We start from the raw sequence: 22,527 nt of genomic DNA on the forward strand, positions 1-22,527 counted from the left end.
CTCTCTTACCAACCTTAAACAAACCATCAGTTATCATTATGGATAATGCAAGATTCCATAGAATGGGTAAGCTAGAACTCTTGTGTGAAGAGTTTGGGCATAAACTTTTACCTCTTCCTCCCTACTCACCTGAGTACAATCCTATTGAGAAAACATGGGCTCATATCAAAAAGCACCTCAAAAAGGCATTACCGAGTTGTAATACCTTTTTTCGAGGCTCTTTTGTCTTGTTCTTGTTTCAATTGACTATAGAATCAAAAGCATATAGTCTACCATGACTATAGCATAAATTTATTATTATCTCTCTAGTTCGAATTCATACTCCATAAAAATCAAAGAGCAAACTAGAAAGCTAGGCGCAGGTTGCTCAAAGCAGCGCTTTGAGTTTGTAGATAGAACTGACGAAGTCAGTAACATATATACAGCAAGCCGACGCTGACGTGGTTTGAAGAGATTTTTGAAGAGTATCAATTGCTCACCTAGTTTACTCATATAGGTTCACTAGTAGATAGTCCCCAAAGAGGAGTTGCAGCTCAGATGAACGACATACTCGTCGTACCCAAAAAAACGAGCACTTTCGTACTCGTTCTCTGATATAAACTACTGATTAAAGTGAGTTTACGTCAACTTTGATACCAATACCTTGAGTAGTTGTGATAGTCAAGTTTGTTACGTAAGTTCCTTTAGCTGTAGCTGGTTTTGCTTTTTGGATTGTTTCGTTGAAAGCTTTGAAGTTTTCAACCAATTTTTCAGCTTCAAATGATACTTTACCGATGATTGCTTGAACGTTACCTGCACGGTCAGCACGGTAAGTGATTTTACCACCTTTAGACTCTTCTACTGCTTTAGCAACATCCATTGTTACAGTACCAGTTTTAGGGTTTGGCATCAAGTTACGTGGTCCAAGGACACGTCCAAGACGTCCAACAAGAGCCATCATATCAGGTGTAGCGATAACTACGTCGAAGTCCAACCAACCGTCGTTGATTTTAGCAACAAGGTCATCTTCACCAACAAAGTCTGCACCAGCAACTTTTGCTTCTTCAGCTTTTGCACCACGTGCGAAAACAAGAACGCGTGAAGTTTTACCAGTACCGTTTGGCAATACCATTGCTCCACGGATTTGTTGGTCAGCTTTTTTAACGTCGATGTTCAAGTTGTAAGCAACTTCTACAGTTGCGTCAAATTTTGCAAAGTTAGTTTCTTTTGCAAGTGCTACAGCTTCTTCTACGCTGTATGCTTTTGTGCTGTCGATTTTCTCAAGAGCAGCACGAAGTTGTTTGCTTTTTTTAGCCATTTTCTATTCTCCTTGTAAGTGGTTCAATCGATTTTCATCTCCCACGTCACTTCTCGAAATGATGAAGTCTTGCGGGTTTTCAGTCTATTAGACTCTTTTCCTACGGCCTTAAGTTCCCTTGCTGTACCCAAGTACAAGCATCAGTCACTTGCCTAGTATGAAAAGCAACTAATAGACTGCTGTGAGATTTTCTACTGTGTTATTGATTAGTCAACAACAGTGAATCCCATAGAACGAGCAGTACCTTCGATCATACGCATTGCAGACTCTACGTTTGCTGCGTTCAAATCTGGCATCTTAGTTTCTGCAATTTCTTGTACTTGTGCACGAGTAACTGTAGCAACTTTAGTTTTGTTAGGTGTACCTGATCCTTTTTCAACACCTGCAGCTTTTTTCAAAAGAACAGCAGCTGGTGGTGTTTTAGTGATGAAAGTAAATGATTTATCTTCGTAAACTGAGATAACAACTGGAATGATCATACCAGCTTGGTCAGCTGTACGAGCGTTGAACTCTTTTGTGAATCCCATGATGTTGATACCAGCTTGACCAAGAGCAGGTCCAACTGGTGGAGCTGGTGTAGCTTTACCAGCAGGGATTTGCAATTTTACAAGTTTTTCGACTTTTTTAGCCATTTTTAAATCCTCCTTTGTGGTTTTGGCGGTAATTAGAGATTTTTACCTCCCACAAGTATGCTTTACACATACTCATCTATTATACACTATTTATCTATAATTGCAAGAGAAAAGTTTATTTTTTATACTCAATGAAAATCAAAGAGCAAACTAGGAAGCTAGCCGCAGGCTGCTCAAAGTACCGCTTTGAGGTTGCAGATAAAACTGACGAAGTCAGCTCAAAACACTGTTTTGAGGTTGTGGATAGAACTGACGAAGTCAGTAACCATACCTACGGTAAGGCGACGCTGACGTGGTTTGAAGAGATTTTCGAAGAGTATTAATCGACGTAATCTCCGCCTTCAAATCCATAGTATTCTTCCAAACTGAGACCACTCTCAGCAATTTCTTTGGCTTCTTTTCCGACATAACGAAGGTGCCATTCCTCAGCCATATAGCCTGTTTCCTTTTCCTTACCTTTTAGATAACGGACAACAAAGCCATAATCAGCAGCATGATCCAAGAGCCATTGGGCTGCTTTTTCTTCTGTCACCAATTCTCCATTTGTGCTAATCACATCAAAGGCCAAACCTGTTTGGTGTTCGCTATAGCCAGGACGGGCAGAGTATCGGTCAGCTGCAGCCTTCCCATCTTGATTGACATAATCTTGATAGAGCTTGGTCTGAGTTTCATAACTTCTAAAACCACTATAATGGTCACTGATTGGGAAACCTGCCTCTTGCATAGCTTTGATGAGTTTGAGCAACTCTGCCTTGGCTGTCGGATTTTCCCCTGGATTGTAGTCTTTTGACAAAGGATAGTGCTTATTGGCTACGATGATTTCATCGTATTTTCCTTGGATACTGTAATAGTCTCCTTTGTTGACCACTTCTGCTTTTTTCTGGGCATCTCCTTGAGATTTACTGCCAACTGTTCCATCAGTCTTGGCGGCTTGTTCTGTCTTAGCTGCGCCATCTTCAGTTTTTGCTTTTTCTTGTGAACAAGCTGCTAGACTCAAGGCTAGCAAGGCTGTCAAGACAAGGTATCTTTTTTTCATCTCTACTCCTTTATTTCTAATAGTTTATCTAGTTCTGACGATAAACATTTGACTAATCTTTTAATCTCATCTGGTTTTACTTGGCAGGTTTCTGCCGTCATTTCTTCAAAGGGAACCCACCAAACTGGCCCACGACCTTTGAGACCGTGGCCGTTCATATCATCTGTTCGTCTAGGAAACAGATGCCAATGAAGATGGGCATCACCATTTCCTAGCAGTTCGATATTCATTTTCTAGGTAGCAAAGGCCTTGGCAACTGCCTCTTGGACCAAACTCATTTCCTCTAGAAAACGGAGTTTCGTTTCCTTTTCTAAATGGTGCAATTCCGTGACGTGTTCCTTGGCTAGAAAAAGACTATAGCCTGCAAAATACTGGTGATCTCCAATGACAAGATAGCCTGTTTCCAACTCTTTGACAAAGTAAGGATTTTCCCCAGCCTTGATGAGCTCAATTCTCTGACAAATTAGGCACATATTAGTCTACCAATGCGCTTTTAAGATAGGCATCAACCATACGCTCTGTTGCGACCACCGAGTCAATATGGGTACGCTCATAAGAATGGCTAGACTCGATACCAGCACCAAGAAGGGCATGTTTAACCTCTGCCCCTGCAGACATGGCTGCTGAAGCGTCCGAACCATAAAATGGATAGATATCTAGCTTAAATGGAATATCTTGTGCTTTCGCCAAAGCGACCAAATGTTGACGGAAGTCATAGTGATAAGGCCCTGAAGCATCCTTGACACAGATAGACACTGTGTATTCGTCTGTCTGCTGGTCATCGCCCATGGCTCCCATATCCACAGCCAGATATTCTACTACCTGAGCAGGGATATTAGAGTTTGCACCGTGTCCCACTTCTTCGAAGACTGAAAAAGCAAAATGGGTTGTTACAGGCAACTCAATCTTCTCTTCCTTATAAATACGAAGCAGGTTGAGCAAAATCGCTGCACTGACTTTATCATCCAAATGACGAGACTTGATAAAACCTGTCTCGGTCACGACAGTTCGTGGGTCAAAACTGATAAAATCACCGACTTCAATTCCCAAGGCACGAGTTTCTTTTTCATTAGTTACTTTTGAATCCAAACGTACTTCCATGTTGTCCTGCGTACGTTCTGCAGTTCCTGCATCCTTGTAGACATGGCAAGAAGTTTGGTGTATAAGGATGGTTCCTGATACCTTTTGACCTGTGCTAGCCACATGAACGGTACAGTTTTCTCCTTCAATCATGTTCCAAGGAAAGCCACCGATACGATCCAGTTTGAGACGGCCGTCTGGTTTGACAGCACGGACAATGGCACCAAGCGTGTCCACATGGGCAGTCACATAGCGGTATTGCTCATCATTTTGACCTTTGATGGTTACATTGACACCGCCCTTGGCTGTGCGAACCGGCTGGTAGCCAAAACCTTCTAGAGTCTTGACTAAATAGTCTGAAATCTCACGAGTGAAGCCGGTTGGCGACTCAATGGCTGTCAGTTCTTTGATATATTCTACTGTTTGATTCATTTCTTCACCTCTTTTGCTACCTATTATAACACATTTATCATCGGATAAAAAAAGAAAATCACTCCTGTAGACTTGGCCACAAAAGTGATTTTATACTCAATGAAAATCAAAGAGCAAACTAGGAAACTAGCCGCAGGTTGCTCAAAACACTGTTTTGAGGTTGTAGATGGAACTGACGTAGTCAGTATCCTACACATACGACAAGGCGACGTTGACGCGGTTTGAAGAGATTTTCGAAGAGTATTAGTGATTATTCCATTTCAAAAACATCACTTTCTTGCTTGTTTGGTAGAACCAATGAGAGCAAGATTCCGACAATAGCTGGCACCAACCATGGGAGAGATGCCTTAGCCAAAGGAAGAGCGTTAACAAGGTTTGCAAGAAACTCAACCTTAAATGAGCTTCCTAGTACGCTTGCAATGGCAATAGCTGTAACCACAGCAATTGTCAACTGCATACCTGGTTTTGAAAGGGCCACAAATTTGTTGACAATGACAATCATGACGATGGCAATCGTGATTGGGTACAAGATAACTAGTACTGGAATGGAGTACTTGATAATCGCATCAAGACCTAAATTAGCAATGGCAAATCCAATCAAAGTAAAGGCTGTCGCATAAACCTTGTAGCTGATTTGTGGGAAACGCTCATTAAAGAACTCAGCTGTTGACACAATCAGACCAACTGTTGTTGTGAAGCAGGTTACGGTAACCATAGCTGCAAGGAAGAGTTGAGCTGTTGAGCCAAAGATTTCTTGAGTGGCTTGTGACAAGATGTAAACACCTGGTGTTCCACCTTTCATCGCTTCAGCTGGTACTGGGAAATGATTTCCAAGGAAACCTAAACCAATGTAAAGAGCGCTGAAAGCAAGGGCAACAACGATACCAACCACCCAAATAGTCGAAATGTATTCTTTCTTACTTGAAAATCCAAGTTGTTTCAAGGTTTGAACTGCGATTACACTAAAGGCAACTGAGGCAAGGGCATCCAAGGTATTGTAACCTTCGAGGAAACCTGTACCAAAAGCAGAAGCTTGATAAGCTGCTGAAGCAGCTTGAGGGCTTGTTCCACCGTATTTGATAGCTCCTAGAACAACCAAGATTACAATCAAAATCGCAAAAACTGGTGTTAAAATACGACCGATACGGTCCAAGATTTTAGATGGATTGAGCGAGATTAGATACGCTGCCGCAAAGTAAAGAAGAGTAAAGACAATCAAACCTAGACCTTTATTTGCATCCGACAAAAGGGGGCTAATCCCTACTTCGTAAGCCGTTGTAGCAGTACGTGGAATAGCAAAGAATGGACCAATTGACAAATAGAGAACTACGAGATACAGAGTCGCAAACCAAGGCGACACCTTTGTTGAAATCTCGTGAATATATCCTTTAGGATTTAGCGTTCCAACAATAAGGGTCAAGACGGCGATACCGACGCCTGAAAAGACAAAACCTGCGATGGCAGGAAGAAAATGTTCTCCAGATAGAGCACCTAGAGAAGGCGGAAAAATCAAGTTCCCCGCACCAAAAAATATTCCAAACAGGAGCAAACCTGTTAGGGCACCTTTTTTAGCCATGAAAATCTCCTTCATATTTATAAAATACTGACTTAGTATACCATGATTAGGAGTCTGAAAAAAGCATCACGAAGTAAAATGTTAAATGTTTTTAAGATTCTAAAAAGTATGAATTATCTAAAAATAAAACTCTCCTACCTAGACAAAACCAAGTAGGAGAAAATTCTTACGTTTAGAGTTCTTCAAAGGCAGTCATACCACCTTGTACATTGATAACATTATAACCTTGTTCAGCTAGGAATTGACAAGCATGCGCTGATCTAACCCCAGCTTTACAAATGACATAATGCAAGAGGTCCTTGTCCAACTGATCATAGCTATCAGCCAATTGACTAAGAGGTAGGTTGTGAGCACCTTCTAAATGAAGAGCTTCAAACTCATCCACTTCTCTCACGTCCACGAGAGAAAGTTGGTCGTTTTGGTAAAGCTGGTAAAATGCGTCAAAGGTTATTTCTTTCATTCTTTTTCTCCTAATACTCTTCGAAAATCTCTTCAAACCACGTCAGCGTCGCCTTACCGTGCGTATATGTAACTGACTTCGTCAGTTTTATCTGCAACCTCAAAGCAGTGCTTTGAGCTGACTTCGTCAGTTTTATCCACAACCTCAAAACAGTGTTTTGAGCTGACTTCGTCAGTTCCATCCAGAACCTCAAAGCTGTACTTTGAGCAGCCTGCGGCTAGCTTCCTAGTTTGTTCTTTGATTTTCATTGACTATAAAATTGTTTTAATTCTTTTTTTCAAATCTGGCACCACTTCTGCCTCAAACCAAGGATTTTTGGCCATCCAAATTTGATTTCGCGGTGAGGGGTGAACCAGTGGAAAATAGGTTGGCAAGTAGTTCTGGTAATATCTTACTCGTTCTGTCACCTTGCCACTGATTTTCTCTTGTAAATAATAGGCTTGGGCATATTGCCCAATCAAGAGAGTTAACTGAATATCTGGTAATTCTTGCAAGAGCTGAGGATGCCATTTTTCGGCAAAGCCAGTTCTCGGTGGCAGATCACCTGACTTGCCATGCCCTGGAAAGTAGAAATCCATAGGCAGAACAGCAAAGTAGCCTGAATTGTAAAAGGTGTCCTCATCCACACCTAGCCACTCCCGCAATCGGTCACCACTCTTATCTTTCCAGTAAAGGCCTGCTTCTTGAGTTTTAAGGCCAGGCGCTTGACCGATGATATTGATGCGAGCAGTCTTTGGCGCTGCAAAGAGAGGCTCTATTTCGCGTTCGGTATAGCTGGCATTCTGCGGATCTGCCATAATAGCCTGCTTGATTCTTTCGATTTGAGACATCTATTTTCCCTCCAAAAAGAAGTCTAAGCATACAATCTCAGACTTCTATCGTTTTATTTGATCAATTCGTAAATAGCTTCGGCATAGATTGCTGCTGCTCGGAAGAGATCGTCCAAGGCGATAAATTCATTGGCTTGGTGCATGGTGTCAATTGAGTCTGGGAACATGGCACCATAGGCAACACCTCTTTCTAGCAAGCGACCAAAGGTACCACCACCGATAACTTGTTCATGACCTTGTAGGCCTGTTTGTTTTTCATAGACATTCAACAAAGTTTGCACAAGTGGATCTTCCATTGGCACATAGTGAGGCGTATGTCCGTGTTCGGACAAGCTAACAGAAGCAACTGGCAAGTTTTCAAGGATTGACTTGATTTGCTCTGGACTTGTTCCTTTTGGATAGCGGATGTTGAGGGCAATAGTATTGTCAGCGCTTGTTTCATCAAAGCGGAAGACACCCGCATTCATAGACAGAGCACCCATCTTTTCATCCACATGAGCAATCTTGAGATTTTCCCCCTCATGGTCATTCAAAAGAATTTTTCCAGCGATGTCAAGGTAGTCTTTTGCTGGACCAGCAAAGTCAAACTGGCTGAGGAAGAGGGCCAGGTAAGTTGCACCATTGACACCTGAAGCAGGCATAGCACCATGGGCTGATTTACCAATAATCGTCACCTTGTATTGGCCAGTTTCTTCTTGAATTTCTCCTCTGAGCTTGTGTTCTGCAACAAAGGCATCTAGTTTGGCTTGCAAGTCAGCCAAGTCACCTGAAACAACTGCTGTTGCTGACTCAGGTACCATGTTTTCACGTAAGCCACCCGTAAAGCTGTGAAGACGAGCGACACCATTGTTTTCTCCTGCAAAGTGGAGGTATTCTGTGATATTTCCTTTTTCACCATTGATGATAGGGAATTCAGCGTCTGGAGAGAAACCGAAGTCTGGTTTCGCAAGTCCTACGTGCTCGAAGTAGTAGTCCATGTCTGCCCAGCCTGATTCTTCATCTGTTCCGACGATGAAGCGAACTTTCTTAGAAGTTGGAAGACCCAATTCTTTGATGATTTTCAAACCATAGTAACAAGCTGTTGTAGGCCCCTTGTCGTCCGAAGCCCCACGCGCATAAAGGCGGCCGTCTTTGATAGTTGGTGTGTAAGGATCTGTGTCCCAACCGCTACCAGCTGGCACCACGTCCATGTGGGCAAAAATTCCGAGAACTTCTTCTCCGTCACCAAACTCGAAATGTCCTGCGTAGTTATCAACATTCTTAGTTGGATAGCCATCTCGGTCAGCGATTTCAAGGAATTTTTCCAATGCTTTTACTGGACCAGGTCCAAATGGATGTTCAGCATCAACCTTGCTGTCATCACGTTCTGAGTTGATTTCCAAAAGGCTAAACAAGTCAGCCAAGAGGTCTTCTTTGCGTTTTTCTACTTCTGCTGTAAAATCAATTGCTGTCATTTTTTTCTTCTTTCTATCTTTTCTCGATGATTTCATCCACTGGCAAGCGGTAGCTTGGTTCCAATTTTTCGTCTGTGTACCCCACTGTAATCAAAAGTTCTGGACGGAAACGGTCTTCGATATCCAAAACTTCGTTGGCTTTTGATTTGTCAAATCCAAGTATAAGATTTGATCCGATTCCTTGGTCTGTAAGAGCGAGAATCAAGTTCATGGCAACTAAACCTGCATTGAGAGCCAAGTAGTCGCTGACCTGTTGTTCGTTGTAACGGGCAAATTCAGCAGGCAAGTTCTTCATGAAGTATTGTAGTTGTTCTTCTGAGAAATTCTTTGCTCCACCAACTCGGGCAATCTTACGAGCACGTTTAGCCAGATCTGTATCTGTAAACAAGGCAATAGTTACAGGCGCTGATGATACCTGTTCAAAGTTTGAACCATAAGCCAATTTTGCTAGTTCGCATTTTTCTCACGAACCACCACAAATTTCCATGGCTGGCTGTTGTGGGCGCTTGGAGCCAAGGTTGCGATTTCGATAGCCGTACGCACATCTTTAGGATCCACAGGCTTATCAGTGAAATGCTTGGTCGCATGACGTTTTTTATTTAATTCAAGAAATTTCATAATCGATTTCCTTTTCTAATTCTACTGCTTCCATTCTACCATAATTTGAAAGAGCTTGCAGGGATTTTTCATGATTAAGTTTTTTTATCACAACCATAAAAAATATATATTGGTTCATCGGGAATGTTTCTGATAAACTAGCAGGTAACTTTACATTTGAATGGAGACATTATGAAAAAATTTAGCCTATTACTAGCCATCCTACCATTTTTGGTTGCCTGCGGGAATCAAGCCACACCCAAAGAGACCAGCTCTCAAAAGACAATCGTCGTTGCTACAGCTGGTGATGTACCACCATTTGACTACGAAGATAAAGGCAATCTGACAGGCTTCGATGTCGAAGTTCTGAAAGCAGTGGATGAAAAACTCAGCGACTACGAGATTCAATTCCAAAGAACTGCTTGGGAGAGTATCTTTCCAGGACTTGATTCTGGTCACTATCAGGCTGCAGCCAATAACTTGAGTTACACAAAAGAGCGTGCTGAAAAATACCTTTACTCACTTCCAATTTCGAACAATCCCCTCGTCCTTGTCAGCAACAAGAAAAATCCTCTGACTTCACTTGACCAAATTGCTGGCAAGACAACTCAAGAGGATACTGGAACTTCAAATGCTCAATTCATCAATAACTGGAATCAAAAACACACTGACAATCCCGCTACAATTGATTTTTCTGGTGAGGATATCGGTAAACGAATCCTTGACCTTTCTAACGGTGAATTTGATTTCCTAGTTTTTGACAAGGTATCCGTTCAAAAGATTATCAAGGACCGTGGCTTAGATCTCTCAGTCGTTGATTTACCTTCTGCAGATAGCCCCAACAACTACATCGTTTTCTCAAGCGACCAAAAGGAGTTAAAAGAGAAATTTGATAAAGCGCTCAAAGAACTCTATCAAGACGGAACCCTTGAAAAACTTAGCAATACTTATCTAGGTGGTTCTTATCTCCCAGATAAATCTCAATTACAATAAGATATACTAAAAGCGATTGGACCAGCCAATCGCTTTTAGTTTGCATTGGTTATCTTAGGGAACTCTTACAAAAAATCAAAAAAATTCTTCACATCTTCTACATACCCATGCTTTTCTATTAAGCTTGCTAATAATTCCAGATTGTGCCCCTGATAGTTATCTTCACGACGTAGTTCTTCATACATTTCGATAAAGGGAAGCCCCTTGGACTTAGCCAATTCCAACTCCGCTTCGTAGTCATAAGCGACTTTACGAAATAGGATATTTACCAATTCCCCATCTTCAACTTCTATCACGGCATACTGGGCACGGTGATTTTTTAACGCCTCCCAATTAAAATAGGGCATGCCAATCGACCCTGGATTGATGACTTGTTGCCCTTGACTGCCGTAGCGAAGCAACTGCTTGTGGACATGACCATAGATTGCCACGTCCGTTTTCTCATCTAGCAGTTGGTCAAATTTTTCTGTATCATTCCCAACCAACAAGTCACCCCCATAATTTTTGTAAGGTAAATTATGAGAGAGAGAAAAACGCAGTCCCTCAACTTCTTTCTTCTCCAGCAATGGTAAGCTTCGTAGCCAGACAATCGTTGCAGGATCCATTCGCTCCATCAAAAACTGGGTCATTCGCATTGACTGGATTTCTTGTGGATCTTCCAAACCGTATTCACCATCCAAGGCCTCAAGGACACAATCATCCCAATTTCCTCGAACACTGGCTGTGATAGGAAGGTCCTTTAGCAGGGCTACCAAGTCATTTGCACCTGGACCAGGAAGAAAAATATCTCCCAGAAGCCAGTATTCACTGACTCCTTGGTTTTTAGCATCTGCAATCACTGCTTCTAGGGCAGTTGTATTGCCATGAATATCTGATAAAATTGCGATTTTATGGTTCATGATGGTCTCCTTCTGTTTGATAATCTACTCTTTCTTCCGCCACTTGAGCTAATTCCACTTCTTCCTGCGGACTCAACTTTCTTTGCACAGCCTCTGCTACTGCTCTTGGTACTCCAACTCCGACAATCTCATCCACACTGGCTTCCTTGATTTTGGTCAAAGACTTGAAATGTTTCATGAGATTTTGCTTGCGTTTAGGCCCCAAACCTTCAATCCCATCCAATTGGGATGAAAAGGAATTTTTGGAGCGCAGTTGGCGGTGGAAAGTAATAGCAAATCGGTGAACCTCATCTTGGATGCGTTGGAGGAGGAAAAATTCCTGAGAATTGCGAGATAACTCCACCACCTCCAGCGGATCTCCAAAGAGCAATTCATGGGTTTGGTGCTTGTCATTTTTTTGCAGACCTGCAATGGGGATATCCAAGCCCAGTTCTTCTTGGATAACCTGCTTGGCAATATTGACTTGACCTTGTCCTCCATCAATCACAATCAAATCTGGAGGAGTCAAACCGTCACGTTGAACTCGACCATAACGCCTGCGGATAACCTCTCTCATACTGGCATAGTCGTCTGGTCCAACCACAGTCTTAATTTTATACTTACGGTAATCCTTCTTACTAGGTTTTCCGTTGACAAAGACTACCATGGCTGAAACAGGACTGGTCCCCATGATGTTGGAGTTATCGAAGGACTCAATGCGAACTGGAGTTGGGATTTGAAGCAAACGTCCCAGATTTTCAATAGCCCCTTGTGTCTTTTCGACAGATTTTTCTAACAGATTGAACTTCTGCTCTAGACTGACTCGAGCATTCTTTATAGCCAAATTGACCAGCTGTTTTTTCTCTCCACGCTGGGGTTTGAGAATCTTGGTATCCACCAAGGCCTTGACGGCTTCTTCATCAATATCCTGCGGAATCAGTACCTCATTGGGAACCAGGTGAGATTTTTCTTGATAGAATTGTCCCACATAGGTTAGAAAGTCCTCATCCGGATCATTATAATAAGGGAAAAGATTGACATCGCGCTCAATAAGCTTGCCCTGACGAACAAAGAAAACCTGAACACACATCCAGCCCTTGTCCACATAGTAGCCAAAGACATCCCGATTTTGGAGATCCTTAGCCATGACCCGTTGCTTGGTTCGAAGCGTTCCAATGGCCTGAATTAGGTCACGGTATTCCGCTGCACGCTCAAATTCCATAGTCTGAGCTGCCGCTGCCATTTTCCTCTTGAGGTCATCGATGATTTTGTCATCCTGCCCTTTTAAGAAGTCATAAACCTCCTGAGCCATGGACTTGAAATAGGCCTCATCCTTCTTACAGATGGTGTGGGCCATGCATTGGCCTATATGGTAATAAAAACAAACCTTAGAAGGAGGATTGGTACACTTACGAAAAGGAAAAATCCGATCCAGCAATCGCTTGATTTCATTGGCTGCGCCCACATCTGGATAAGGACCAAAATAGAGACCGCCGTCTTTCTTGACCTGACGAGTAATAATCAAACGAGGATAGCGCTCATTGGTGATTTTGATGAAAGGATAGGATTTGTCATCTTTGAGCATGATATTGTATTTGGGCTTATTTTCCTTGATCAGGTTGATTTCTAGGAGAAGTGCCTCAATATTGGACTCCGTAACGATAAATTCAAAATCTACAATTTCAGATACCAGAGCCTCTGTCTTAGTATCATGACTTCCGCGGAAATAAGACCTCACGCGGTTACGCAGGTTTTTAGCCTTTCCTACATAGATAATGGTGCCATTTTTATCCTTGTGAATGTAACAACCAGGGCTGGTCGGCAAAAGCTCTAGTTTTGATTTAATCAAGTTGTTCATAATTCCATTATAGCAAAAAAGTAGGGAAAGATAGTCCCCTACTCATTGGTCTCATATAATTTTCGAAGTCTTTCAACATCCTCTTCCTGGATACCATAAAAAGAACCTGCTGGCTGCATGACAGACTTTTCATCTGTATGGTCCAAGCCAATCGCATGACCCAACTCATGTTCTGCCGTATGGACAATGCGCTCATAGGAATAGCCATAGTCTGGATTAGACAGATAATAGTGATTCAGGCGCACCGTTACAGACAAGAATTGCCCCGTCAAGAGATTGGTCTGACTTTCCGCCTCTCCTGCCACAGGAGTGCTTCCGTCATTCATCTCAGTAGCCAAGATATCCGCTTTGCCGGACTCAGTCACAATTTCAAAGTTAAAAGCACCAGTTTGATTCCAATTCTGGATTGCTTCTAAATAAGCTTCTTGAAAGCGTGAATCCATCTGGGGATCCAAGTAAATACGAGCAGAAGCCTGTGGCCATCTTCCTTCAGAATGCTGGTGGCTATCTGTCTGGTTCAACTTAGGCAGTTGCCCTGTTTTTTCCCATTGGTCGATACTTTGTTGACCAATCTTGACTGACCGTTCTGCTTGCTTTAGCGCTCCTTGAAAATCCCCGTTCAGATACCAGAGAAATCCAAAAGCAAGAGTGCATAAAAGAAAAACAATCCAAACCAGGCGCCAAAACAAACGCCACACAAAAGAAAAGAAAGCTCCTATCAAACGAAAAAGCCAGCGCATGTCCCTCCACCTTTCTAGAAAATAAAGACTATTTTACTAAAACAAGCTGAAAGAAAACTAAATTATGACAATCTCTCTTCTAATTTAAAATCAATCGGTAGGGTTGCTAAGAACCGTTCCAATTGTTTTTCCCAATAGTACCACTCATGAGTTCCAGCGCTATGGCTATAGGTCACATCAAAGCCCAGTCCTTTAAGATTTTTCACTGCTAGATTATTGGCTTCGTACAAGAAATCCTGCTCGCCACACCAAGCCCAAAGCTTGGTTTTTTTATCCGATTTTTTAGCCAAACTTTCAAGAGAATAAGGACTAGCTGTCCAATCTTTTATCTCCCCAAACACTCCTCTCCAATAAGCCGGTGTTCCCAGATTTTGGCTTTCAGGAGAAAAATCTTGAAAGCTAAGGGCACCTGAAAAACTAGCTGCATGAGAGAAACGATTTGTAGCAAGAGCCAATTTAAAGCAGCCATAGCCCCCCATAGAGAGACCAGCGATAAAGGTCTTTTCACGCTTACTAGTCATATTAGGGAAGAAGCGTTTCAGGACCTGTGGCAATTCCTCTGCTAGAGCTGTGTAATAGTCGAAACCATACTGGGTATCGGTGTACCAACCGTTGCTGGTATTGGGCATGACGACGATAAGGTTAGTTCCGCGAAGCAAACGTTCCACATTGGTCCGCTTAAGCCAACTATTATGATTACCAGACATCCCGTGCAAGAGGTACAAGACAGGGATATCTTTACATTCTGGTTCTTCAACTCGATTGGCATCGGGGTAAAGAACATTCACCCCCCACTCCATATCCAAGACTTGTGAGTAATACTCGATTTTCATTACTGCCATAATTTTTTCCTCTATTTTTCTATAAGAAAAAGCCGAAATTCGACTTTCTCTCTGTTTATTTCAACGATTATTTTACTTCCATAACTACTGGTAAAATAGCTGGACGACGCTTGGTTTGGTCAAAGAGGTACTTGGTCAGATTATCACGAACCTTCCCTTTGAGATCTGCCCAGTCAAAGTCATCTCCTTGAAGGTACTCTTCAACCGTTTGGTTAATCAATTCTGAACTTTCACGGAGAATATCGCGGCTCTTCTTGAGATAAACGAATCCACGCGTGTGAACACGAGCCTTGGCCACAATTTTCTTCTCACGACGGTTAACTGTGATTGCTACGATGAAAATACCATCCTCTGACAAGACCTTACGGTCACGGAGGACTACATTACCAACATCACCAATGGCATTCCCGTCAATCAAGACATCCCCTGCCGAAACCGCTCCAGCTGGGACAAAATCTCCATTCTCATAAGCCATGCTGGTTCCCTTTTTAGGGATGAAAATACGTTCTGGCAACATACCTACTGCCATCGCAGCCTTAGCATGAGCATCTAACTCACGGTATTCCCCTTGAATTGGGAAGAGATACTTAGGTTGCAAGAGATTGATCATCAACTGCAAATCACGCGCATTTCCGTGACCTGACACACGCAAGCTTTGAGTAATCAGTTTGACAACACCGCCAGCTTGGTAAATCATGTTTTCCACACGCGCCATAACTGCTTCTTTAGCGATAGACGGAGTCGTTACGATATAGACCAAGTCACCGTCCTTGATTTCCACATAACGGTGGCGACCAATCGACATCTTGCGAAGACCATTGATAGGCTCACCCATACGCCCTGTCTCAAGGATAATCAACTCATGGTCCTCAAAGCGAGACATATCTTTTGGCTTAATCAAAAGGCTCTCGTTAGCAAGAGACAATTTCTTAAGGCGAATAGCAGTACGGACGATATTTTCAATATCAAATCCTGTCAAGACCACACGACGACCTGTTGCATCCGCAGCGTCAAATACCTGCTGGATACGAGAGAGGTTGCTGGCTACCGCCGCAACGATGATACGACCATCCCAGTCTGCAATAGTTTGAGTGATTTCATCCCCAACTTCACTTTCGCTAGCCACCTGAATATTGCTATCCGCATTGGCTGAATCACTAAGCAGAGCTAAAACTCCGTCACGACCGATTTCTGCCAAACGAGCGAAGTCTGTCGCATAGGATTCACTAGCTGTCTGGTCAAATTTGAAGTCACCTGTATAAACGATACTACCTTCAGCTGTCTTCAAGACCACACCCAGACTTTCTGGAATAGAGTGGGTCGTACGGAAGAAGGACACCACAGTCCCTCCAAAATCAATCTCCGAATCCTCATCGATGACATGGAAATCATTGAATTTCTTAACTGTATCATTTCCCTTGACAAAGAGTTTGGCCAACTCAATGGTCAACTCAGAGCCAAATACAGGCACCTTGGCTTCCGCCAAGAGATAAGGCAGAGCACCAATGGCATCCGCATGGCCGTGAGTCAAGAAAACCCCAGCGATACGGTCGCTATTTTCAAAAAGGTAGTCCATATTTGGAATAACGACGTCCACCCCTAGTTGTTCATTTTCAGGATATTTGAGACCTGCATCCAAAACGAAAATAGACCCATCGATTTCAGCGATATACATATTTTTCCCATTTTCACGTACACCACCAAGCGTTTTTAAACTGATATTACTCATTTTTCCTCCGAAAGCTTAATTTATCTTGATTATAGGGTTGCTTACCCTTTTATTCTAAAAGCACTATTACTTTTATACTCTTCGAAAATCAGATTCAAACCACGTCAGCTTCGCCTTACCGTAGGTATGGTTACTGACTTCGTCAGTTCTATCCACAACCTCAAAGCAGTGCTTTGAGCTGACTTCGTCAGTCTTATCTACCACCTCAAAGCAGTGCTTTGAGCAACCTGCGGCTAGCTTCCTAGTTTGCTCTCTGATTTTCATTGAGTATTAGCCGAATCTTTTCCTACCATTATACCATTTTTTTGATGATTTTCAAAATGAAGATTTGTTTTCAAAAAAGAGCTGGTTGCCCAACTCTTTCCTACGTCTACTCTTTTTCCATTAAAAAGTCATAAATTTCTTGCACGGTACCCAGCGCCATCATTTCTTGGTCTTTAACGGTTTGTTTGAGATTTTGGTAAATCTGACTTTCTCCGATTTCCCGCTTTGATGCCTCTTTGTTGACTGCCATAACACCATCTTTGATTGTCACAAAGCCTAGTTCTTCAAATACTTGAATCATCTTGACCAGCAAGATTTGTTGGATATTGAGATAAGTTGCCAAATCCTTCAGCTTGTAGCGAATATCAAACTCTGGAAACTGGTAAATGGTCTTGTACAATTTTGCAAACTGCTCTCTAGTCCCATAACCTGTCAGATAGTAGGCCTTGTCAATATCATTTTTGAAATAGACAGCAGAGAAATTCTGCTCCTGAAAAATGGTCTTCAGCAAGGTAATATCCTCAGGAATAGTTTTTACGACAACAGCTTCATTAGTCGCTATATCTGGCAGTTCTCTAGCAAAATCCAAGACTGGAACCCCTTCTGGCAAGACTGCATTCTTCCCACGGATGTTAAAAAGTTGAACACCCTCCACACGCGCATCCACCATCATCAACTGGAGGGCAGTTTGACCATTCCATTGGTTGACAGACAATTTGACTGCCAGCTCTAGATTCTTGGTTTGAGAAAACTCTGTCGCCCATCTGCCTTGGCCAAAGGCTACCACTTCAAAACTCGCCTCACCCTTGGAAATTTTCAACTTGAGATGGGCATTGCCTGCCCCCATAGTACGGGCACTTTCGACCTGAAAATCCTTTATATAAAAGACAGGTTTCTGATTGTCCATGCCAAAAGGTGCCAAACGTTCAAAACTTTTGACCGTTTCCAAGCTAAGTGTCTCCAAATCCAGTTCTTCATCTAAATTTAACTTGTTCTTGCCAGCAGTATCTGCGCCTTTTTCACGGACATAATCTTCCAAGACCTGAGACAAATCTGAGAGTTTCTCCACTTCCAGCGTCATTCCTGCTGCGCCAGCATGGCCGCCAAAGGCTATGAAGAGGTCTCGATGGGGATCCAGAGCCTCAAAAATGTCGACTGCTTCCACACTACGAGCGCTACCCTTGGCACGACCTTCTTCTATATTAAGAACAATAACTGTCTGTCCCAATTCTTCCAACAAACGACCTGCCACGATACCTAGAACCCCAGGATTCCAGCCTTCCTTGGCCAAGACTTGAACCTTCTTCTCAGGATCCACCATGGTCTTGGCTTCTTCATAAATTGACTGAACGATTTCCTTACGCTCTTCGTTTTTCTGGTGAATCATAAGGGCAATCTCATGCGCTTCCTCATCATCAAAGCCAGTCAGCAAATCAATAGCTGGATTAGGGTCATCCAAGCGGCCCAAGGCATTCAAACGAGGGGCAATCTGGAAACCAACCGTTTCTTCTGTTACTTCGTTGGCAGCAATCCCAGCCATGTCCAGCATTTCTTGTAGACCAATACGCTGAGTGTGTCCCAACATTTCCAACCCATACTGAACCAAGATACGGTTCTCATCCGTCAAACTCACCATATCAGCAATGGTACCAATAGCGACCAAATCAAGCAATTCCACTTGTACTTCTTCTAAAAGGGCACAAGCCAACTTGAAGGCCACTCCGCAACCAGCCAAATATTTGAAAGGATAGTCCGCATCAGGATGTTCAGGATGGACAATGGCATAGGCATCAGGCAGGGTTTCAGGCATAGAATGGTGGTCAGTTACAATAACATCCACTCCCATAGACTGGGCTAATGCAATAGCCTCGTGACCCGCAACCCCATTATCCACCGTCACAATCAAGGAAATCCCTTCTTGCTCGATAAAGTATTTATAAACACTAGCATTTGGACCATAGCCATCAGTAAAACGATTGGGCAGGTAAACACGGCACTCAGCACCAAGCTGTTCCAAACTTTCCTTCACAATCGAAGCCGAAGTCATGCCATCCGCATCATAGTCTCCATAGATGAGAATATTTTCCCCTTCTTCGATGGCCTGACGAATACGAGCCACTGCCTTATCCATATCATGGAGTAGATAAGGGTCATGCAAGTCCTCCAAAGAAGGTTCTAAAAATTTTTTCAGACTTTCTTGGTCCTGAATCCCTCTCTCAAATAATAACCGAGCCACCTCAGGACCCAGTCCAGCCTTCTTGGCTATCTTTGTAAAATCCGCATCTTCTACCTGCGGGGCAAACTGCCATTCATAAGTAGGTGTTATCAAAAAGACATCCACTCTTTCTAAGAATTCTATTGCTTCATTATAACACGATTTAGGCTTTTTCTCTATCCAGATTGCTTTTTTATAAAATTTTAGTGAATTTTTTCAGATATGATTTGACAAGGCCATTCTTTTGGTGTAGAATCATGTTATAAAATCTAACACAAAGGAGATTCCTTATGGCTTTAGTAGAATTTGAACATGTCGAAAAATATTACGGAGACTACCACGCACTCCGCGACATCAATCTCCGTTTTGAAAAAGGACAAGTTGTTGTCCTCCTTGGCCCTTCTGGTTCTGGGAAGTCCACTCTTATCCGCACCATCAATGGTTTGGAGGCTGTTGACAAGGGAAGTCTTCTAGTCAATGGTCATCAGGTTGCCGGTGCTAGCCAGAAAGATTTGGTACCTCTTCGCAAAGAAGTTGGCATGGTTTTCCAGCATTTCAACCTCTATCCACACAAAACAGTGTTAGAAAACGTAACACTTGCACCCATAAAAGTTCTAGGAATTGATAAAAAAGAAGCTGAAAAGACAGCCCAAAAATATCTGGAATTTGTAAATATGTGGGACAAGAAAGATTCTTATCCAGCTATGCTGTCTGGTGGACAAAAACAACGGATTGCCATCGCTCGTGGTCTTGCTATGCATCCTGAGCTCCTCCTCTTTGATGAGCCAACATCTGCCCTTGACCCTGAAACTATCGGCGATGTTCTAGCAGTTATGCAAAAATTAGCCCACGAGGGTATGAATATGATAGTCGTCACCCATGAAATGGGCTTTGCCCGTGAAGTTGCGGACCGCATCATCTTTATGGCCGACGGAGAAGTTTTGGTGGATACGACAGATGTCGATGACTTTTTCGACAATCCAAGCGAGCCTCGTGCCCAACAATTCCTCAGCAAAATCATCAACCATGAAAGTGACAAAGTCAAATAAGGAGGCGCCTATGAAAAAGAAATTCTTTTTATCAACAATATTGATTAGCCTTTTGGGCCTGGTTGCTGCAAAACCAGTTCAGGCTGATACCACTGTCGCAGATATTCAAAAGAGAGGCGAGCTAGTTGTCGGTGTCAAACAAGACGTTCCCAATTTTGGCTACAAGGATCCCAAGACAGGGACCTATTCTGGTATCGAAACGGACTTGGCCAAGATGGTAGCTGATGAGCTCAAGGTCAAGGTTCGTTATGTGCCGGTTACAGCACAAACTCGCGGACCCCTTCTAGACAATGAACAGGTCGATATGGATATCGCGACCTTTACCATCACAGACGAACGCAGAAAACTCTATAACTTCACCAGCCCTTACTACACGGATGCCTCTGGATTTTTGGTCAATAAGTCTGCCAAAATCAAAAGCATTGAGGACCTAAACGGAAAAACCATCGGTGTTGCCCAAGGTTCTATCACCCAACGCCTGATTACTGAACTGGGTAAAAAGAAAGGTCTGAAGTTTAAATTCGTCGAACTTGGTTCCTACCCAGAATTGATTACTTCCCTGCATGCTCATCGTATCGATGCCTTTTCCGTTGACCGCTCGATTCTGTCTGGCTACATCAGTAAACGCACAGAACTACTAGATGATAGTTTCAAGCCATCTGACTACGGTATTGTTACCAAGAAATCAAATACCGAGCTCAACGACTATCTCGATAACTTGGTCACCAAATGGAGCAAGGATGGCAGTTTGCAAAAACTTTATGACCGTTATAAGCTCAAACCATCTAGCCATACTGCAGATTAAGGAGGACACCCTATGACAGATTTATCATCTTGGACTGCCTATTTTCAGGATTTTGGACAATTTTTCAATGGTTTCCTCTTCACCCTTGCCCTAGCAATCGGATCCTTTATCCTAGCCATGGTTTTGGGCATCTTCTTTGGAGCCATGTCAAGCAGCAAACGTCCTATTTTACGTATTTTAGCTCGCGTCTTTGTGGAATTTTATCAAAATACTCCCCTCTTGGTGCAGTTTGTTATCGTTTTTTATGGCCTACCTCTTATCAGTGACCATATCATCATGATTCCGATTTATTGGACGGCTGTTCTCTGCGTGGGTCTCTATCACGGCGCCTATATCGCCGAGGTTATTCGCTCAGGTATTCAGTCTATTCCTAGCGGTCAGATGGAGGCCGCCTTGTCGCAAGGTTTTACCTATATCAGTGCCATGCGCTTGATTATCTTACCTCAGGCCTTTCGTATCATACTCCCTCCTTTGACCAACCAAATCGTCAACCTCATCAAGAATACCTCGACAGTCGCTATCATCTCTGGCGTAGACTTGATGTTTGTGACCAAGTCTTGGTCGGCTCTCAACGGAAACTACATTCCAGCCTTTCTAGGCGCTGCCCTGCTCTACTTTTCTCTTTGCTTCCCTGTTGCCCAGTTTGGTCGCAAGATGGAGCAAGCCAACAAAAAAGCCTATTCACTTTAGGAGGTTACTATGGAATCCATTTTAGAAGTTTTGACCCCAGATAACCTAATCTTTATCTTTAAAGGATTTGGCTTGACCCTCTACATTTCTCTGATTGCCATCGTCCTCTCTACACTTATCGGTACAGTTCTAGCGGTCATGAGAAATGGGAAAAATCCTATCTTGCGTATTATTTCCAGCATTTACATCGAATTTGTACGTAATGTTCCCAACCTTCTCTGGATTTTCACTATCTTTTTAGTGTTCAAGATGAAGTCCACTCCAGCTGGTATCACTGCCTTTACTCTCTTTACCTCAGCAGCCTTGGCTGAGATTATCCGAGGCGGTCTCAATGCTGTGGACAAGGGACAGTACGAAGCAGGAATGTCGCAAGGATTTACCTCAACCCAAATCCTCTACCACATCATTCTTCCACAAGCTATCCGTAAAATGCTACCAGCCATCATTTCTCAGTTTGTAACCGTGATTAAGGATACCAGTCTTCTCTACTCTGTTATCGCCCTACAAGAACTCTTTGGAGCCAGCCAAATTCTCATGGGCCGTTATTTCGAACCAGAGCAGGTCTTCAGTCTTTATATCCTGATTGCCCTCATCTACTTCAGCTTTAACCTAGCCATTTCTAGCCTGTCTCATATGCTAGCCAAACGTTGGCAACAAGCTGCAGAATAATACTCTTCGAAAATCTCTTCAAACCACGTCAGCTTCCATCTGCAACCTCAAAACAGTGTTTTGAGCAGCCTGCGTCTAGCTTCCTAGTTTGCTCTTTGATTTTCATTGAGTATAAACAGCCACTCTCCAGTTAAATTGGAGAGTTTTTTTGATGAGGGTAAATTCCCAAACTAAGTTCCACCGCTAATCCAAGTGGAAGTTAGTCTGATAAAAATTGTAAAAACCAGTGGAAATCCGTGTCAGGGTAAGTTCCACTGGTTTTACTAATGCTTGATTTTATTGCTTTTTTAACCAAACTGAATCGAAAAAAAGAGCGCACAAAATCCTCTCATCTGAAAGCGTTTCAGATTAAGTTCCGCTATGGTGGAAGTTAGTGTGAGACGTTTGAATGCGGTTAAAGG

The 22,527-nt window shown here is 42.8% G+C and carries 19 protein-coding genes and 3 pseudogenes; 6 read left to right on the plus strand and 16 right to left on the minus strand.

The annotated features are described in order from the left end of the window. Nucleotides 1-246, plus strand: a pseudogene (locus D8787_RS08695) (transposase); the annotation flags it as partial. A gap of 361 nt (nt 247-607) precedes the next feature. On the opposite strand, the gene rplA reads toward D8787_RS08695, so the two are convergent. From rplA to D8787_RS08755, 10 genes and pseudogenes are all read right to left on the minus strand, one after another. Beyond that, a complete protein-coding gene (gene rplA / locus D8787_RS08700) occupies nt 608-1,297 on the minus strand; it encodes a 50S ribosomal protein L1 (protein ID WP_125422920.1) in 690 nt (229 codons plus the stop codon). A gap of 206 nt (nt 1,298-1,503) precedes the next feature. Then, nucleotides 1,504-1,929 (minus strand): 50S ribosomal protein L11, encoded by a 426-nt coding sequence (rplK, locus tag D8787_RS08705; RefSeq protein WP_001085807.1) that lies wholly within the window; start codon nt 1,927-1,929, stop codon nt 1,504-1,506. 319 nt (nt 1,930-2,248) lie between these two features. Then, the gene (ldcB, locus tag D8787_RS08715) at nt 2,249-2,965 is read right to left on the minus strand and encodes an LD-carboxypeptidase LdcB/DacB (RefSeq protein ID WP_125422926.1); all 717 of its coding nucleotides are present in this window, start codon (nt 2,963-2,965) and stop codon (nt 2,249-2,251) included. Between the two features lie 2 nt (nt 2,966-2,967). Next, nucleotides 2,968-3,438: pseudogene (locus D8787_RS08720) on the minus strand (HIT family protein). A 1-nt stretch (nt 3,439) separates the two neighbouring features. Then, nucleotides 3,440-4,477, minus strand: coding sequence for a M42 family metallopeptidase (locus tag D8787_RS08725; protein ID WP_125422929.1), 1,038 nt, complete (start codon nt 4,475-4,477; stop codon nt 3,440-3,442). Nucleotides 4,478-4,727: 250 nt separating this feature from the next. Continuing rightward, on the minus strand, nt 4,728-6,053 hold the full coding sequence (gene brnQ / locus D8787_RS08730; RefSeq protein WP_185776785.1) for a branched-chain amino acid transport system II carrier protein: 1,326 nt from the start codon (nt 6,051-6,053) through the stop codon (nt 4,728-4,730). Nucleotides 6,054-6,225: 172 nt separating this feature from the next. Beyond that, complete coding sequence (locus tag D8787_RS08735) at nt 6,226-6,513, minus strand: rhodanese-like domain-containing protein (protein ID WP_125422935.1); 288 nt, start codon at nt 6,511-6,513, stop codon at nt 6,226-6,228. A 251-nt stretch (nt 6,514-6,764) separates the two neighbouring features. Then, nucleotides 6,765-7,343, minus strand: a complete 579-nt coding sequence (locus tag D8787_RS08745) for a uracil-DNA glycosylase family protein (RefSeq protein ID WP_125422941.1) — start codon at nt 7,341-7,343, stop codon at nt 6,765-6,767. 53 nt (nt 7,344-7,396) lie between these two features. Further along, entirely contained in the window at nt 7,397-8,797 is a 1,401-nt protein-coding gene (gene pepV / locus D8787_RS08750) for a dipeptidase PepV (protein WP_125422944.1), read from the minus strand. Between the two features lie 13 nt (nt 8,798-8,810). After that, nucleotides 8,811-9,415 (minus strand): annotated as a pseudogene (locus tag D8787_RS08755) (nitroreductase family protein). A gap of 171 nt (nt 9,416-9,586) precedes the next feature. Here D8787_RS08755 and D8787_RS08760 point away from each other — a divergent pair. After that, the gene (locus tag D8787_RS08760) at nt 9,587-10,387 is read left to right on the plus strand and encodes an amino acid ABC transporter substrate-binding protein (RefSeq protein ID WP_125422947.1); all 801 of its coding nucleotides are present in this window, start codon (nt 9,587-9,589) and stop codon (nt 10,385-10,387) included. Between the two features lie 65 nt (nt 10,388-10,452). On the opposite strand, the gene D8787_RS08765 is transcribed toward D8787_RS08760, so the two are convergent. From D8787_RS08765 to recJ, 6 genes are all read right to left on the minus strand, one after another. Continuing rightward, nucleotides 10,453-11,286, minus strand: coding sequence for a metallophosphoesterase family protein (locus D8787_RS08765; RefSeq protein ID WP_125422950.1), 834 nt, complete (start codon nt 11,284-11,286; stop codon nt 10,453-10,455). After that, nucleotides 11,276-13,123, minus strand: a complete 1,848-nt coding sequence (uvrC, locus tag D8787_RS08770; protein ID WP_125422953.1) for an excinuclease ABC subunit UvrC — start codon at nt 13,121-13,123, stop codon at nt 11,276-11,278. The genes D8787_RS08765 and uvrC overlap by 11 nt, the downstream gene beginning before the upstream one ends. A gap of 38 nt (nt 13,124-13,161) precedes the next feature. Then, entirely contained in the window at nt 13,162-13,863 is a 702-nt protein-coding gene (locus D8787_RS08775; RefSeq protein ID WP_125422956.1) for a M57 family metalloprotease, read from the minus strand. A gap of 62 nt (nt 13,864-13,925) precedes the next feature. Then, nucleotides 13,926-14,705, minus strand: a complete 780-nt coding sequence (locus tag D8787_RS08780) for an alpha/beta hydrolase (RefSeq protein WP_125422959.1) — start codon at nt 14,703-14,705, stop codon at nt 13,926-13,928. Between the two features lie 67 nt (nt 14,706-14,772). After that, nucleotides 14,773-16,434: a ribonuclease J gene (locus tag D8787_RS08785; RefSeq protein WP_125422962.1), complete on the minus strand. Its 1,662-nt coding sequence runs from the start codon at nt 16,432-16,434 to the stop codon at nt 14,773-14,775. A gap of 370 nt (nt 16,435-16,804) precedes the next feature. Then, entirely contained in the window at nt 16,805-19,027 is a 2,223-nt protein-coding gene (gene recJ / locus D8787_RS08795; RefSeq protein WP_185776786.1) for a single-stranded-DNA-specific exonuclease RecJ, read from the minus strand. Nucleotides 19,028-19,203: 176 nt separating this feature from the next. Here recJ and D8787_RS08800 point away from each other — a divergent pair, with 176 nt between their 5' ends. The 4 genes from D8787_RS08800 to D8787_RS08815 are packed head-to-tail and all read left to right on the plus strand — an operon-like array spanning nt 19,204 to nt 22,126. Next, nucleotides 19,204-19,962 carry an amino acid ABC transporter ATP-binding protein gene (locus tag D8787_RS08800; RefSeq protein ID WP_001229571.1) on the plus strand — a complete coding sequence of 253 codons (759 nt, stop codon included), beginning with the start codon at nt 19,204-19,206 and terminating at the stop codon, nt 19,960-19,962. A gap of 10 nt (nt 19,963-19,972) precedes the next feature. After that, on the plus strand, nt 19,973-20,767 hold the full coding sequence (locus D8787_RS08805) for a transporter substrate-binding domain-containing protein (protein WP_125422968.1): 795 nt from the start codon (nt 19,973-19,975) through the stop codon (nt 20,765-20,767). A gap of 12 nt (nt 20,768-20,779) precedes the next feature. Then, on the plus strand, nt 20,780-21,457 hold the full coding sequence (locus D8787_RS08810; RefSeq protein ID WP_125422971.1) for an amino acid ABC transporter permease: 678 nt from the start codon (nt 20,780-20,782) through the stop codon (nt 21,455-21,457). A gap of 9 nt (nt 21,458-21,466) precedes the next feature. Further along, nucleotides 21,467-22,126 carry an amino acid ABC transporter permease gene (locus D8787_RS08815; RefSeq protein ID WP_125422974.1) on the plus strand — a complete coding sequence of 220 codons (660 nt, stop codon included), beginning with the start codon at nt 21,467-21,469 and terminating at the stop codon, nt 22,124-22,126. Nucleotides 22,127-22,527 lie beyond the last annotated feature (401 nt).

This window comes from Streptococcus mitis (genome assembly GCF_003944325.1).
Taxonomy (GTDB): Bacteria; Bacillota; Bacilli; order Lactobacillales; family Streptococcaceae; genus Streptococcus; species Streptococcus mitis_CW.